Below are 15,203 nucleotides of genomic sequence, written 5' to 3' on the forward strand. Positions count from 1 at the left end.
AGCACTCCCTATGTCCAATCGCCTGCCTCCGGCGATCTTCCTGATGGGCCCGACCGCGGCCGGGAAAACCGATCTGGCCCTCGAGCTGGCGCGACTGTTGCCCTGCGAGTTGATCAGCGTCGACTCGGCGCTGATCTATCGCGGCATGGATATCGGTACGGCCAAGCCATCGGCCGCCGTGCTCGCCGAATTTCCCCATCGGCTGATCGATATCCGCGATCCGGTCGAGAGCTATTCGGCGGCGGAGTTCCGTGCCGATGCCCTGGCGGCCATGGTGGAGATCAGCGCGCGTGGCCGCATTCCGCTGTTGGTCGGCGGCACCATGCTGTATTACAAAGCCTTGCTGGAAGGGTTGGCGGACATGCCAAGCGCCGATCCGCAGGTGCGCGCCGAGCTTGAAGGGCGGGCGGCGGTCGAGGGTTGGGAGGCACTGCACCGCGAGCTGGCGGAGGTCGATCCGCAGTCGGCGGCGCGCATTCATCCGAACGATCCGCAACGGCTGACCCGGGCACTGGAGGTGTATCGCGTCAGTGGCATGACCATGACCGCGCATCGCCAGCGGCAAGCCGGACAAGACCTTGGTACAGGGGGCGCTGTGGGGCAATTGCCTTATACTGTCGTCCAGCTGGCCATCGCTCCGGCGCAGCGCCAAGCGCTGCATGAGCGGATTGCAGAAAGATTTCACGCGATGCTGGAACAGGGCTTCGTCGCCGAGGTCGAAGCCCTGCGCGAGCGCGGTGACCTGCATGCAGGCTTGCCGTCGATGCGCGCGGTGGGCTACCGGCAGGTCTGGGATTATCTCGACGGAAACCTGAGCAAGGCTGAAATGACCGAGCGTGGCATAATCGCCACCCGGCAATTGGCCAAGCGGCAGTTCACCTGGTTGCGCGGCTGGGCTGGTTTACACTGGTTCGACAGCCTGGCGCGCGACAATCTGCCGCGCGCCTTGAAATACCTAAGCTCGGTCTCCATATTGAGCTGAGACCTTATTGATTGCCGTCTATCCTTGGGGGTAAGGCGGTATAAGCCATTTGTTACTCATTACTAAAACTACTGATCCTCAAAGGAGTGCGGCATATGTCAAAAGGGCATTCGCTACAAGACCCTTACCTCAATACCCTGCGTAAGGAACGCGTACCGGTTTCCATCTATCTGGTCAACGGCATCAAGCTGCAAGGCCAGATCGAGTCGTTCGACCAATTCGTCATCCTGCTGAAGAACACTGTCAGCCAGATGGTTTACAAACATGCCATTTCCACCGTGGTGCCAAGCCGCCCGGTGCGTCTCCCGAGCGCGACTGAAGGTGAGCAAGCTTTCGCCGAGCCGGGTAACGCCTGATAGGAGTTCGCCTTGTTCTTTGAGCGTCACGAAGGGGGAGAGCGGGCCATCCTGGTGCATCTGGAGGGCGAAGATCCCGAGGCGCGCGAAGATCCACAGGAGTTCCAGGAACTGGCGCTTTCCGCCGGTGCGGATTTGGTGGCGCTGGTCAATGTGCCGCGCCATCGACCCAGTGCCAAGTTCCTGATCGGCACCGGCAAGGTCGATGAGCTGCACGACCTGGTAAAGGCCGAGCAGGCCGATCTGGTGATCTTCAACCATGTCCTTACGCCCAGTCAGGAGCGCAACCTCGAGCGAGTCTTCGAGTGTCGCGTGCTCGATCGGACCGGGCTGATTTTGGATATCTTCGCCCAGCGGGCGCGCACTCATGAAGGCAAGCTGCAGGTCGAACTGGCCCAGCTCGACCATATGAGCACCCGCCTAGTGCGCGGCTGGACCCACTTGGAACGGCAGAAGGGCGGTATCGGTCTGCGTGGTCCGGGTGAAACCCAGCTGGAAACCGACCGCCGTTTGCTGCGCGTGCGCATCCGGCAGATCAAGCGGCGTCTGGAAAAGGTCCGTAGCCAGCGCGAGCAAGCGCGGCGCGGGCGGCGGCGTGCCGATATTCCGGCCGTCTCGCTGGTCGGCTACACCAACGCCGGAAAATCCACGCTGTTCAATGCGCTGACCGAGTCCGAGGTCTACGCCGCCGACCAGCTCTTCGCCACCCTCGACCCGACCCTGCGCCGTCTGCAGCTGGACGATCTGGGGCCGGTGGTGCTGGCCGACACCGTGGGCTTTATCCGCCATCTGCCGCATAAGCTGGTCGAGGCGTTCCGTGCCACGCTGGAGGAATCCAGCAATGCCGACCTGTTGTTGCACGTGATCGACGCCCATGAGCCCGAGCGTGAACAGCAGATCGAGCAGGTCATGGCGGTGCTCAACGAAATTGGCGCCGATGAATTGCCGATTCTCGAGGTGTACAACAAGCTGGATCTGCTCGAAGGTGTCGAACCGCAGATTCAGCGCGATGGCGACGGCAAGCCACAGCGGGTCTGGTTGTCGGCGCGTGATGGCAGCGGCCTGGGGCTGTTACGTCAGGCCATTGCCGAGTTGCTGGGCGACGATTTGTTCATCGGTACCCTATGCTTGCCGCAGAGCCTGGGGCGTTTGCGCGCACAGTTCTTTGCCTTGGGCGTAGTGCAAAGCGAGGGGCATGACGAACAGGGTGGCAGTTTGCTGGCGGTGCGTTTGCCGCGCATCGAGCTGAATCGTCTGGTCAGTCGTGAGGGCTGGCAGCCATCCGAGTTTCTCGAGCAACACACTTTGCAATAAAGCCCGCTGCCATGGCTTTGCTGCGGGCGGCGGGCATTCGGTAGCATGGTCGGGCGCGCCGTGGGCGCGTCTTTGCTTTATCAGTATGGAGAGCGCTATGGCTTGGAATGAGCCGGGTGGTGGCAATTCAAATAATCAGGACCCTTGGGGTGGGCGCCGTGGCGGCGACCGCAAGGGCCCGCCAGATTTGGACGAAGCCTTCCGCAAGCTGCAGGAGAGCCTCAACGGGCTGTTCGGTGGCGGTAAGAGACGTGGCGACGAGCAGCGCTCCGGCAGTGGTGGTGGCCTCAGCTTGTTGGTCATCGGCCTGGGTTTGCTGGCTGCGATCTGGCTGTACAGCGCGATCTATGTCGTCGACGAGCAAGAGCAGGCTGTGGTGCTGCGCTTCGGCAAGTACTACAAGACCGTGGGCCCGGGCCTGAACTTCTATTTCCCGCCGATCGACAAGAAGTACCAGGAAAACGTCACCCGCGAGCGGGCGTACAGCAAACAAGGGCAGATGCTCACCGAGGATGAAAACATCATCGAAGTGCCGCTGACCGTGCAGTACAAGATCAGCAACCTGCAGGATTTCGTCCTCAACGTCGATCAGCCTGAGCTCAGTCTGCAGCAGGCGACCGACAGCGCGGTGCGCCATGTCGTCGGCTCGACGGCGATGGATCAGGTCTTGACCCAGGGTCGCGAGTTGATGGCTAGCGAGGTCAAGGAGCGCCTGCAAAGCTTCATGGATACTTACCGTACCGGCATCACTGTGACCCAGGTGAACCTGCAAAGCGCGGCGGCACCGCGCGAAGTGCAGGAAGCCTTCGATGATGTGATCCGTGCGCGCGAAGACGAACAGCGTGAGAAGAACCTGGCAGAAACCTACGCCAACGGCGTGGTGCCTGAGGCGCGCGGTCAGGCCCAGCGCCTGCTGGAAGATGCCAGTGGTTATCGCGACGAGGTGGTTGCGCGGGCTCAGGGTGAGGCCGATCGTTTCAGCAAGCTGCTGACCGAATACCACAAGGCTCCGGAAGTGACGCGCGAGCGCCTCTACCTGGAAACCATGCAGGAAATGATGAATAACACCAGCAAGGTGCTAGTGACCAGCGACAAGGGGCAGAACAACCTGCTCTATCTGCCGTTGGACAAGATGATCGATAGCCGTGGTGCCAGTGGTAGTGCGGCGCCGAGCGCGTCTGCCGGGGCAGTTGGCGGTAGCGATCTGGGTACGCGGATAAGCGCGGACTTGCAGCAGCGCGATCTGCGTTCGAGGGAGACTCGCTGATGGGCAATAAATCACTGATCGCCCTGATTGTCGGCGTGGTTGTCGCGCTGGTCGCATGGAACAGCTTCTACATCGTGTCGCAGACCGAGCGGGCCGTGCTGCTGCGCTTCGGGCGCATCGTCGAACCGGATGTGAAGCCTGGGCTGCATGTGAAGGTGCCGTACGTCAACCAGGTGCGTAAGTTCGATGCGCGGCTGATGACTCTGGATGCCTCCACCTCGCGCTTCCTGACCTTGGAGAAGAAGGCGCTAATGGTCGACGCCTTTGCCAAGTGGCGAGTGCTGGATGCCGAGCGCTATTACACCGCCACTTCGGGCCTCAAGCAGATCGCCGACGAGCGTCTGTCCCGGCGTCTAGAGGCGGCACTGCGTGACCAGTTCGGCAAGCGCACTCTGCACGAGTCGGTCTCCGGCGAGCGCGATGCACTGATGGGGCAGGTGACTGCTTCGCTGAACAAGGCGGCGCAGCGCGAGTTGGGCATCGAGGTGGTGGACGTGCGAGTCAAGGCCATCGACCTGCCGAAAGAGGTCAACCGCAGCGTGTTCGACCGCATGGGTTCCGAGCGTGAGCGCGAGGCGCGTGAACACCGGGCCAAGGGCAAGGAGTTGGCCGAAGGTATTCGCGCCGATGCCGACCGGCAGAAGCGGGTGATTCTCGCCGAGGCCTATCGCGAGGCGGAGGAAACGCGCGGTGATGGCGATGCCAAGGCGGCGGCGATCTATGCCAAGGCCTATGGCCAGGATGCCGAATTTTATGCTTTCTACCGCAGCCTGCGTGCTTACCGCGAAAGCTTCGCGGACAAGCGTGACGTGATGGTGCTCGACCCGAGCAGCGATTTCTTCCGTTATCTGGAGAAATCCAAGCCGTGATCCGTCGCCCGGCGGACGCCAGCCGTCCGCCGGGGTGACCGATGAGGGAAACGTGTTATCATAGGCCAGCCGGGAAAATCCCGGCTTTTTTGCGTCTGTGGGAATCATGTGGCAGGAACTCGGCATCGCGGTTTGTCTGGTGTTGGTGCTGGAAGGCATCCCGCCCTTTCTCTGTCCACGACGTTGGCGCGCGACGATCGCCCAGGTGTTGCAGCTGTCTGATCGTCACCTGCGCCTCATCGGGTTGGCCAGCATGCTGCTGGGAACCGCCCTCCTTTATCTGCTTCACTGAAGGCTTGCCGCCCGGCTCAAGAGGGGAATGGCGAAATGGCAACGGTAGACCGCTGGCTGCTGCCAGATGGCATCGAAGAAGTACTGCCGCCAGAAGCGGCGCGCATCGAAGCCGCGCGTCGTCAAGTGCTGGATCTGTTTCAGCGTTGGGGCTATGAGTTCGTCGTCACGCCGCATATCGAATACCTGGAATCCTTGCTCACGGGCGCAGGCCAGGATCTGGATCTGCGTACCTTCAAGGTCACCGATCCGCAGTCCGGCCGGTTGATGGGTTTTCGGGCCGACATCACGCCGCAAGTGGCGCGCATCGATGCGCACACCCTGCGCCGCGAAGGGCCGAGCCGGCTGTGCTATGCCGGCAGTGTCCTGCATGCGCAGCCACGTGCGCTGACCACCTCGCGCAGTCCGATTCAGCTGGGCGCCGAACTCTATGGCGATGCCAGTCCGGCCAGCGATGTGGAAGTCATCAGTCTGCTGCTGGAGACGCTCGAGCTGGCGGCTGTGCCGGACGTGCACATCGATCTCGGTCATGTCGGCATCTATCGCGGACTGGCGCGGGCGGCGGGATTGTCCGGCGAGGTCGAGCAGCAGTTGTTCGATGCCTTGCAGCGCAAGGCCGTCGATGAGGTCGCGGCGCTGACCGAGTCGTTGCCGCCGGCGCTGAGCAGCATGCTGCGCGCCTTGGCCGAGCTTTGCGGCGATCGCGAGGTGCTGGATCTGGCTCAGGCCTGTCTGGTCGAGGCGCCGGCCGAGGTGCATGCGGCGTTGGATGAGCTGATCGCCATCGCCGATACGCTGGCGCGCCGCTATCCCGAGCTGCCGCTGTATTTCGACCTCGGCGAGCTGCGCGGTTACCACTATCACACGGGTGTGGTGTTCGCGGCGTTCGTGCCGGGCGTCGGCCAGTCGATCGCCCAGGGCGGCCGCTATGATGATATCGGTGCCGATTTCGGGCGGGCGCGTCCGGCCACCGGCTTTTCCACCGATCTGAAGACTTTGGTGACCCTGGGGCAAATGACCCTGGAGGAGCCGGCGGCCGGGATCTGGGCGCCGGACAGTCACGATCTTGCGTTGTGGCAGGCGGTACAGCGTCTGCGGCGTGACAATCTGCGCGTGGTGCAGGCACTGCCTGGGCAGGATGCGAACGCTGCGCGTGAGGCAGGCTGCGATCGCCAGCTAGCGCTGAGTGATGGGCGTTGGCAGATCGTGCCGCTGGCTTCTTAAGTTTTCCCGCCGGCCCGCGGCCGGCATCAAGCTTCCGCGAAGAGGACAAGTGTTATGGGTAAGAATGTCGTCGTCCTGGGCACCCAGTGGGGTGATGAGGGCAAAGGCAAGATCGTCGATCTGCTGACCGAGCAGGCAGCGGCGGTGGTGCGTTACCAGGGTGGTCACAATGCCGGCCACACTCTGGTGATCGACGGCGAGAAAACCGTCCTGCACCTGATTCCGTCGGGGATTTTGCGCAACAACGTGCAATGCTTGATCGGCAACGGTGTAGTGGTTGCCCCGGATGCGCTGATGCGTGAAATCAGCAAGCTGGAAGAGAAGGGCGTGCCAGTGCGAGAGCGTCTACGCATCAGTCCGGCTTGCCCGCTGATCCTCTCCTATCACGTGGCCCTCGATCAGGCTCGCGAGAAGGCACGTGGCGATGCCAAGATCGGCACCACCGGCCGTGGCATCGGCCCGGCTTATGAGGACAAGGTGGCGCGTCGCGGTCTGCGCGTCGGTGACCTGTTCCATCGCGAGCGCTTCGCCGCCAAGCTGGGTGAGCTGCTCGACTACCACAACTTCGTGCTGGTCAATTACTACAAAGAGCCGGCGATCGACTTCCAGACCACGCTGGATGAGTGCATGGCCTATGCCGAACAGCTGCGTCCGATGATGGCCGACGTCGCTGCCGAGCTGCATGAGCTGCGTCGCGCCGGCAAGGACATCATGTTCGAGGGCGCGCAGGGCGCGCTGCTGGACATCGACCACGGCACCTATCCCTACGTTACCAGCTCCAACACCACCGCTGGCGGCACGGCGACCGGCTCCGGTTTTGGTCCGCTGTACCTGGACTACGTCCTTGGCATCACCAAGGCCTACACCACCCGTGTCGGCTCCGGCCCGTTCCCTACCGAGCTGTTCGACGATACGGGCGCCTTCCTGGCCAAGCGCGGCCATGAGTTCGGCTCCACCACCGGTCGTGCCCGCCGTTGCGGTTGGTTCGATGCGGTGGTCTTGCGTCGCGCCATCGAGATCAACAGCATCTCCGGTCTGTGCCTGACCAAGCTCGACGTGCTCGATGGTCTGGAGACCATCCGTATCTGCGTCGGCTATCAGGATGCTCAGGGTGCAGTGATCGAGGCGCCGACCGATGCCGACAGCTACATCGGCCTGCAGCCGGTGTATGAGGAAGTGCCGGGTTGGAGCGAGTCGACTCTGGGGGTCAAGAGCCTGGACGAGCTGCCTGCCAATGCGCGCGCCTATATCAAGCGCGTGGAAGAGTTGGTCGGTGCGCCCATCGACATCATCTCCACCGGCCCGGACCGCAACGAAACCATCGTGCTGCGCCATCCGTTCGCCTGATTGTCGTGGTAACAGACAAAGGGCCGCTTTGTGCGGCCCTTTGTCGTTTTGGGCGCTGCGCATTGATTGCGCTGATTGATTCTGGGCTGCATGCGGGGGGAAATCGCAGGCAATAAAAAACCGAGCGCTTGGCTCGGTTTTTTATCGAATTTGGTGCCCAGGAGAAGACTCGAACTTCCACGGCCGTTAAGCCACCAACACCTGAAGCTGGCGTGTCTACCAATTTCACCACCTGGGCGTTGAGTTCGCCGATTACTCAGCTACTTTCAACTACAACAACGTTTGCCGTCGTTGTGGGTGCGCACTATACGGATGCCCTTATGGGCTGTAAACCCCTGTTGTGAAAAAATTTTTATTCGGGCCGCCGGGCTGACCTGCAGGCCGATTTCGCGCTTCAATAGGCTATGGCAATCAAACAAAGTATGGATAAGGTGAACTCTCTCTAATGGCCGATTGGCAATCCCTCGACCCCGAGGCCGCTCGTGAAGCGGAAAAATACGAAAACCCCATCCCTAGTCGTGAGTTGATTCTGCATCACCTCGCCGACCGCGGCTCGCCGGCCAGTCGTGAGCAACTGGTGGAAGAGTTTGGCCTGACCAGCGAAGAGCAGTTGGAAGCCCTGCGTCGCCGTTTGCGCGCCATGGAGCGCGATGGCCAGTTGATCTACACCCGCCGCGGCACCTATGCGCCGGTCGACAAGCTGGACTTGATCCTCGGCCGTATCAGCGGTCATCGCGACGGTTTCGGCTTCCTCATTCCGGACGACGGCAGTGACGACCTGTTCCTCAGTCCGGGGCAGATGCGCCTGGTGTTCGATTGCGACCGGGCGCTGGCGCGGGTGTCCGGGCTCGATCGGCGCGGGCGCCGCGAGGGTGCGATCGTCGAGGTGATTTCCCGTGCGCACGAGACCATTGTTGGCCGCTATTTCGAAGAGAGCGGTATCGGCTTCGTGGTCGCGGACAATCCGAAAATCCAGCAGGAAGTGCTGATCACCGCCGGGCGCAATCTCGGTGCCAAGCAGGGTCAGTTCGCCGAGGTGCGAATTACCCATTGGCCGACCCCGCGCTTCCAGCCTCAGGGCGATATCGTCGAGGTGATCGGCAACTACATGGCGCCGGGCATGGAGATCGACGTCGCGTTGCGCAGCTACGACATCCCGCACACCTGGCCGGATGCCGTGCTGAAGGAAGCGGCCAAGCTCAAGCCCGAAGTGGAGGAGAAGGACAAGGAGAAGCGCGTCGATCTGCGCCATCTGTCGTTCGTCACCATCGATGGCGAAGATGCCCGCGACTTCGACGACGCGGTGTACTGCGAGAAAAACGGCAGCTCCTGGCGACTGTTCTCCGGCGGCTGGAAGCTGTACGTGGCGATCGCCGACGTGTCGCATTATGTCAAGCTCGGTTCGGCATTGGACGAAGAGGCGAAGGTCCGCGGCAACTCGGTGTACTTCCCCGAGCGCGTGGTGCCTATGCTACCGGAGGAGCTGTCGAACGGCCTGTGCTCGCTGAATCCGCAGGTCGACCGCTTGGCGATGGTCTGCGAGATGAATATCTCGAAGACCGGCAAGATGCTCGACTACCAGTTCTACGAAGCGGTCATCCATTCCCATGCACGCCTGACCTACAACAAGGTCAGCACCATGCTCGAGCAGCCGAATAGTACGGCGGCGAAGAAACTGCGGGCGGACTACACCGCCGTGGTGCCGCACCTCAAGCAGCTGTATGCGTTGTACCAAGTGTTGCTGGCTGCCCGCCACGAGCGCGGGGCGATCGATTTCGAGACGCAGGACACGCGGATCATCTTCGGTTCCGGGCGCAAGATCGCGGAGATCCTGCCGACCCAGCGCAACGACGCGCACAAGCTGATCGAGGAGTGCATGCTGGCCGCCAACGTGGCGACCGCCGAGTTCCTGCAGAAGCATGAAATTCCGGCGCTCTACCGAGTGCATGATGGCCCGCCGCTCGAGCGGCTGGAGAAGCTCAAGGCGTTCCTCACCGAACTGGGTCTGTCGCTGCACCGCGGCAAGGCCAAGAGCACGCCGTCGCCGAAGGATTATCAGGCGTTGCTGGAAGCGATTCGCGAGCGCCCGGACTATCACCTGATTCAGACCGTGATGCTGCGCTCGCTCAGTCAGGCGGTATACAGCGCCGATAACCACGGCCACTTCGGGCTGAATTACGAGGCCTATACCCACTTCACCTCGCCGATCCGTCGCTATCCCGATCTGCTCGTGCATCGGGCGATCCGCAGCGTGATCCGCTCCAAGCTGGATACTCCGCATGTCAAGCGGGCGGGTGCCACGAGCATGCCCAAGGCGCGCATCTATCCCTATGACGAGGCGGCGCTGGAGCAACTGGGCGAGCAGTGCTCGATGACCGAGCGGCGCGCCGACGAGGCGACCCGTGACGTGGTCAACTGGCTGAAGTGTGAGTTTATGCAGGATCGGGTTGGCGAGACCTTTCCCGGGGTGATCACCGCGGTGACCGGCTTCGGCATCTTCGTCGAGCTGACCGATATCTACGTCGAGGGGCTGGTGCATGTCACCGCGCTGCCGGGCGACTACTACCACTTCGATCCGGTACATCATCGCTTGGCGGGTGAGCGCAGCGGCCGCAGTTTCCGTCTCGGCGATACCGTCGAGGTGCGGGTCATGCGCGTCGATCTCGATGAGCGCAAGATCGACTTCGAGCTGGCCCCGGGAGAGCTCGGCCAGCCCGGTACGCGCAAGCGCGGGCCTGGCGATGAGGCGAAAGGACGCGGCGAGCGGCCTGAGAAGCGCGGCGCAGGCAAGCGTGACGCCGGCGCCGGCAATACTGATGTGAGCAAGAGTCGCGAAGTGAAGCAGGCCTTGCTGGCCGAAGCCAAAGCTGCCGCCCGCGGCAAGGGTAAGTCCGGCCCCGGCGCGGCGGCGGGCGCTCAGGCGAAAGCCGGCAAGCCGAGCAAGCATCGCAAGGGACCGTCCAAGCCGAATCCGGAAAGGGGCGGCAAGAGCAGTAGAGCCAAGGCCAAGTCATGAGTCAGTTGGAAAAGATCTATGGCGTGCATGCCGTGGAAGCATTGCTGCGTCATCACCCCAAGCGGGTCAAGCAGGTGTGGTTGGCCGAAGGGCGCAGTGATCCACGCGTGCAGACCCTGCTGGAGCTGGCGGCGCAAGCGCGGGTAGCGGTCGGGCAGGCCGAGCGGCGGGAAATGGATGCCTGGGTCGAGGGCGTGCACCAGGGCGTGGTGGCGGAAGTCAGTCCGAGTCAAGTCTGGGGCGAGGCGATGCTCGAGGAGTTGCTCGATCGTGCCGAGGGGCCGCCGCTGCTATTGGTGCTGGACGGGGTGACCGATCCGCACAACCTTGGCGCCTGTCTGCGTACCGCCGATGCGGCCGGAGCGCTGGCGGTGATCGTGCCGAAGGACAAGTCGGCGACCCTCAACGCCACGGTGCGCAAGGTCGCCTGCGGCGCCGCCGAGGTGATTCCGCTGGTGGCTGTGACCAATCTGGCGCGGAGTCTGGAGAAATTGCGCCAGCGCGGTCTGTGGCTGGTCGGCACCGCCGGCGAGGCCGAGCAGGGGCTCTACGAGCAGGATCTGAGCGGCCCGATCGTGCTGATCATGGGCGCCGAAGGCAAAGGCATGCGCCGCCTGACCCGCGATCACTGCGACTATCTGGTGAAGCTGCCGATGGCCGGCAGCGTCAGCAGCCTGAACGTCTCGGTGGCCACCGGCGTGTGCCTGTTCGAGGCGGTGCGCCAGCGCCAGGCCAAGGCTTCCGCCTAGCGCGCCCGGCGCGCTGATGCTGTTCAAATAATCACCAATTGCCTTGCGCGGCCCAGGGGGCTTCTCTAGAATGTCGCCCCTTGCCTTGGGGGCCTGCGTGTTCGCGCCTGGTGCCTGGCAAGCCAAAACCGAGTCATTCACTCCTTGCCTGACCACCCTGGTGGCAGGCTACAACCCGTAAGGAGCATTTATGCGTCATTACGAAATCGTCTTTCTGGTTCACCCGGACCAGAGCGAACAAGTCGGCGGCATGGTCGAGCGTTACACCAAGCTGATCGAAGAAGACGGCGGCAAAGTTCACCGCCTGGAAGATTGGGGCCGTCGTCAACTGGCCTACGCCATCAACAACGTTCACAAGGCTCACTACGTGATGCTGAACGTTGAGTGCAGCGGCAAGGCCTTGGCCGAGCTGGAAGACAACTTCCGTTACAACGATGCCGTGATCCGTAACCTGGTCATCCGTCGCGACGAAGCCGTCACCGGCCAGTCCGAGATGCTCAAGGCCGAGGAAAATCGCAGTGAGCGCCGTGAGCGTCGCGATCGCGTTGAAAGCGCCGACACCGCCGAAGGCGATGATGGCGACAGCAGCGACAGCGATAGCGCTGACGAGTAATCCACGGATCTATTGAGGAGCCACTGTCATGGCACGTTTCTTCCGTCGTCGTAAATTCTGCCGTTTCACCGCTGAAGACGTGAAAGAGATCGATTACAAAGATCTCAACACTCTGAAAGCCTACATCTCGGAAACCGGCAAAATCGTTCCTAGCCGTATCACCGGTACTAAGGCTCGCTATCAGCGTCAGCTGGGCACCGCTATCAAGCGCGCCCGTTTCCTGGCCCTGCTGCCCTACACCGACAGCCACGGCCGCTGAGAGCGGACGTCGACAAGCAGTAAGGATTAAATCGCATGCGCGCCCTGGCTGAGTTCATCATGCGCGGTCGCATGCAGGCCACCCTCGTGGTGGTGGGTTCTGCGGCGTTGCCGCTGCTGTTCTGGTTGAGTGCCGCCGCCGGATGCCTGGTGCTCCTGCGGCGCGGTCTGAGTGATGCGTTGAGCATCCTGGTTTGGGCCCTGCTTCCAGCCTTGGGCTGGTGGTATTTCGGCGATCCGCGCACCTTGCTGGTGCTGCTCGGTTCGCTGGGGCTGGCGCTGCTGTTGCGTGCCGGCCAGTCCTGGACCCGGGTATTGCTCTGCAGCGTGGCTGTGGGCCTGGTGTATGGCTTGGTGTTGGGATCGGTGTTTCGCGAACCCATCGCGGCGCTGGTGGCGGAGTTGCAAAAACTCATGCCGCAAGCGCTCGGTGGGCTCCACCAGCAATTGTCGGTGGATGAGCAAACCCGGCTGAATGCCTTGCTGGCCCCCGTACTGACCGGACTGTTGGCCGCTCTGCTGCAAGTCGTCAGCCTGCTCTGCCTGATTCTTGGGCGTTACTGGCAGGCGGCGTTGTACAACCCGGGTGGTTTCGGTCGCGAGTTCCGCGCCTTGAGACTGCCGCCGGCACTGGCGCTGTTGCTGCTGGCCGGCATGCTGCTCGGCCCCAATCTGGGGGCGCAGGCAGCCATGCTGACGCCGCTGTGCAGCGTGCCGCTGGCGTTCGCCGGGCTGGCCCTGATCCATGGGCTGGTGGCGGACGGAAGGCTGGCCAGGTTCTGGTTGGTCGGGCTGTACGTGACCCTGCTGCTGTTTATGCAGCTGATTTATCCGTTACTGGTGGTGTTTGCCATTGTCGACAGTCTGATTGATTTTCGCGGACGCCTGGCGCGCAAGAACGGCGCCGGCCCTGCGAACGGTGAAGGTTAAAAGTTAAGAGGTAAGACTCAAATGGAAGTCATCCTGCTGGAAAAAATCGCCAACCTGGGCAACCTGGGCGACAAGGTGAGCGTCAAGTCTGGTTACGGCCGCAACTACCTGCTGCCGCAACGCAAGGCTACCGCCGCTACCGCAGCCAACGTTGCAGCGTTCGAAGAGCGCCGTGCCGAGCTGGAAAAAGCCGCTGCCGAGAAGAAAGCTTCCGCTGAAGCTCGTGCTGCGCAACTGGCCGAACTGGAAGTCACCATCACCGCTACTGCCGGTGACGAGGGCAAACTGTTCGGTTCGATCGGTACTCACGACATCGCCGATGCTCTGACCGCCTCTGGCGTCGAAGTATCGAAGAGCGAAGTGCGTCTGCCGAACGGCACCATCCGTAACGTTGGCGAGTTCGACATCGCTGTGCACCTGCACACCGACGTTGAAGCGACTGTCCGCGTTATCGTGGTAGCTGCTTAAGCGATATCGATCGTCTATGCACCTTCGGGTGCTGGCGGTTAACATCGGGCACGGTTCCGCTTCGGCGGGCACGTGCCCTTTGTCTTTCTGTTGTCCTGTATTTCTGTCGAGCCCATGAACGATATCAGCCTCCCCGAACAGTACGATCTGCAAACCGCGGCCCTGAAAGTGCCGCCGCATTCGATCGAGGCCGAGCAGGCGGTATTGGGCGGCCTGATGCTGGACAACAATGCCTGGGAGCGCGTGCTCGACCAGGTCTCCGATGGCGACTTCTACCGTCATGACCATCGGCTGATTTTCCGCGCCGTGTTCAAGCTGGCCGAACGCAACATGCCGTTCGACGTGGTGACCCTCTCCGAGCAGCTGGACAAGGAAGGGCAGCTGAGCCAGGTCGGCGGCCTGGCCTACCTCGGCGAGCTGGCCAAGAACACGCCGTCGGTGGCCAACATCAAGGCCTACGCGCAGATCATCCGCGAGCGCGCCACCCTGCGTCAGCTGATCGGTATCAGCACCGAGATCGCCGACAGCGCCTACGCGCCGCAGGGGCGCACCGGCGAGGAGATCCTCGACGAGGCCGAGCGGCTGATCTTCCAGATCGCCGAAGCGCGGCCGAAGACCGGTGGCCCGGTCGGCATCAACGACATCCTGGTCAAGGCCATCGATCGCATCGACAGCCTGTTCAACAACGGCGACGCGATCACCGGTCTGTCCACCGGCTTCGACGACCTCGACGGCCTGACCAGCGGCCTGCAGCCGGCTGACATGATCATCGTTGCCGGCCGTCCGTCGATGGGTAAGACCACCTTCGCCATGAACCTGGTGGAGAACGCGCTGATGCGTAGCGACAAGGCGATCCTCGTCTACTCGCTGGAGATGCCGTCGGAATCCATCGTGATTCGTATGCTCGCCTCGCTCGGTCGTATCGACCAGACCAAGGTGCGTGCCGGCCGCCTGGACGACGACGACTGGCCGCGCCTGACCTCGGCGGTCAACCTGCTCAACGACCGCAAGCTGTTTATCGACGACACCGCCGGTATTTCGCCCTCGGAAATGCGCGCGCGTACCCGCCGTCTAGCCCGCGAACACGGCGAAATCGGCCTGATCATGGTTGACTACCTGCAGCTGATGCAGATTCCCGGCTCCAGCGGCGACAACCGGGTCAACGAGATCTCCGAGATCTCCCGCTCGCTGAAGGCGCTGGCCAAGGAGTTCAACTGCCCGGTGATCGCCCTGTCGCAGCTCAACCGCGGGCTTGAGCAGCGGCCGAACAAGCGCCCGATCAACTCCGACTTGCGTGAATCCGGAGCGATCGAGCAGGACGCCGACATCATCCTGTTCGTCTATCGCGACGAGGTGTATCACCCGGAGACCGAGTACAAGGGCGTTGCCGAGATCATCATCGGCAAGCAGCGGAACGGTCCGCTGGGTACCGCGCGCCTGGCCTTCCTCGGCAAATACTCGCGTTTCGAGAATCTCGCCCCGGGCAGCTATCAGTTCGACGACGAATAGGTCGTTGCCG

General features: G+C 62.4%; 15 protein-coding genes and 1 tRNA gene. 15 read left to right on the forward strand and 1 reads right to left on the reverse strand.

Annotated elements, in window-relative coordinates; all coding sequences use genetic code 11:
• Positions 1 to 10: 10 nt before the first annotated feature.
• The 8 genes from miaA (at position 11) to D3880_RS01940 (ending at position 7,650) form a co-directional block, all read left to right on the forward strand.
• Positions 11 to 982, forward strand: a complete 972-nt coding sequence (gene miaA, locus D3880_RS01905; protein ID WP_119891848.1) for a tRNA (adenosine(37)-N6)-dimethylallyltransferase MiaA — start codon at positions 11 to 13, stop codon at positions 980 to 982.
• A 95-nt stretch (positions 983 to 1,077) separates the two neighbouring features.
• Positions 1,078 to 1,338, forward strand: coding sequence for an RNA chaperone Hfq (hfq, locus tag D3880_RS01910; protein WP_119891849.1), 261 nt, complete (start codon positions 1,078 to 1,080; stop codon positions 1,336 to 1,338).
• 12 nt (positions 1,339 to 1,350) lie between these two features.
• Positions 1,351 to 2,652, forward strand: coding sequence for a ribosome rescue GTPase HflX (gene hflX, locus D3880_RS01915; RefSeq protein ID WP_119891850.1), 1,302 nt, complete (start codon positions 1,351 to 1,353; stop codon positions 2,650 to 2,652).
• Between the two features lie 97 nt (positions 2,653 to 2,749).
• Positions 2,750 to 3,919 carry an FtsH protease activity modulator HflK gene (gene hflK / locus D3880_RS01920; RefSeq protein WP_119891851.1) on the forward strand — a complete coding sequence of 390 codons (1,170 nt, stop codon included), beginning with the start codon at positions 2,750 to 2,752 and terminating at the stop codon, positions 3,917 to 3,919.
• Entirely contained in the window at positions 3,919 to 4,788 is an 870-nt protein-coding gene (gene hflC / locus D3880_RS01925; protein ID WP_119891852.1) for a protease modulator HflC, read from the forward strand. The genes hflK and hflC overlap by 1 nt, the downstream gene beginning before the upstream one ends.
• Before the next feature lie 106 nt (positions 4,789 to 4,894).
• Positions 4,895 to 5,080: a DUF2065 domain-containing protein gene (locus D3880_RS01930; protein ID WP_119891853.1), complete on the forward strand. Its 186-nt coding sequence runs from the start codon at positions 4,895 to 4,897 to the stop codon at positions 5,078 to 5,080.
• A gap of 35 nt (positions 5,081 to 5,115) precedes the next feature.
• Positions 5,116 to 6,303, forward strand: a complete 1,188-nt coding sequence (locus tag D3880_RS01935; protein ID WP_119891854.1) for an ATP phosphoribosyltransferase regulatory subunit — start codon at positions 5,116 to 5,118, stop codon at positions 6,301 to 6,303.
• 54 nt (positions 6,304 to 6,357) lie between these two features.
• Positions 6,358 to 7,650, forward strand: a complete 1,293-nt coding sequence (locus D3880_RS01940; RefSeq protein WP_119891855.1) for an adenylosuccinate synthase — start codon at positions 6,358 to 6,360, stop codon at positions 7,648 to 7,650.
• 151 nt (positions 7,651 to 7,801) lie between these two features.
• Here D3880_RS01940 and D3880_RS01945 read toward each other — a convergent pair.
• A tRNA-Leu gene (locus D3880_RS01945) sits at positions 7,802 to 7,888 on the reverse strand.
• A gap of 207 nt (positions 7,889 to 8,095) precedes the next feature.
• Here D3880_RS01945 and rnr point away from each other — a divergent pair.
• The 7 genes from rnr (at position 8,096) to dnaB (ending at position 15,193) form a co-directional block, all read left to right on the forward strand.
• Positions 8,096 to 10,666, forward strand: coding sequence for a ribonuclease R (rnr, locus tag D3880_RS01950; protein ID WP_119891856.1), 2,571 nt, complete (start codon positions 8,096 to 8,098; stop codon positions 10,664 to 10,666).
• A complete protein-coding gene (rlmB, locus tag D3880_RS01955) occupies positions 10,663 to 11,415 on the forward strand; it encodes a 23S rRNA (guanosine(2251)-2'-O)-methyltransferase RlmB (protein WP_119891857.1) in 753 nt (250 codons plus the stop codon). Before rnr ends, rlmB begins: the two co-directional genes overlap by 4 nt.
• A gap of 190 nt (positions 11,416 to 11,605) precedes the next feature.
• The gene (rpsF, locus tag D3880_RS01960; protein WP_119891858.1) at positions 11,606 to 12,028 is read left to right on the forward strand and encodes a 30S ribosomal protein S6; all 423 of its coding nucleotides are present in this window, start codon (positions 11,606 to 11,608) and stop codon (positions 12,026 to 12,028) included.
• A gap of 28 nt (positions 12,029 to 12,056) precedes the next feature.
• On the forward strand, positions 12,057 to 12,287 hold the full coding sequence (gene rpsR / locus D3880_RS01965) for a 30S ribosomal protein S18 (RefSeq protein WP_119891859.1): 231 nt from the start codon (positions 12,057 to 12,059) through the stop codon (positions 12,285 to 12,287).
• A gap of 35 nt (positions 12,288 to 12,322) precedes the next feature.
• Positions 12,323 to 13,216, forward strand: coding sequence for a hypothetical protein (locus D3880_RS01970; RefSeq protein WP_119891860.1), 894 nt, complete (start codon positions 12,323 to 12,325; stop codon positions 13,214 to 13,216).
• A gap of 21 nt (positions 13,217 to 13,237) precedes the next feature.
• Positions 13,238 to 13,684, forward strand: coding sequence for a 50S ribosomal protein L9 (gene rplI, locus D3880_RS01975; protein WP_119891861.1), 447 nt, complete (start codon positions 13,238 to 13,240; stop codon positions 13,682 to 13,684).
• 114 nt (positions 13,685 to 13,798) lie between these two features.
• Positions 13,799 to 15,193 (forward strand): replicative DNA helicase, encoded by a 1,395-nt coding sequence (dnaB, locus tag D3880_RS01980; protein WP_119891862.1) that lies wholly within the window; start codon positions 13,799 to 13,801, stop codon positions 15,191 to 15,193.
• Positions 15,194 to 15,203: the final 10 nt, after the last annotated feature.

This window comes from Pseudomonas cavernae (assembly GCF_003595175.1).
GTDB lineage: Bacteria > Pseudomonadota > Gammaproteobacteria > Pseudomonadales > Pseudomonadaceae > Aquipseudomonas > Aquipseudomonas cavernae.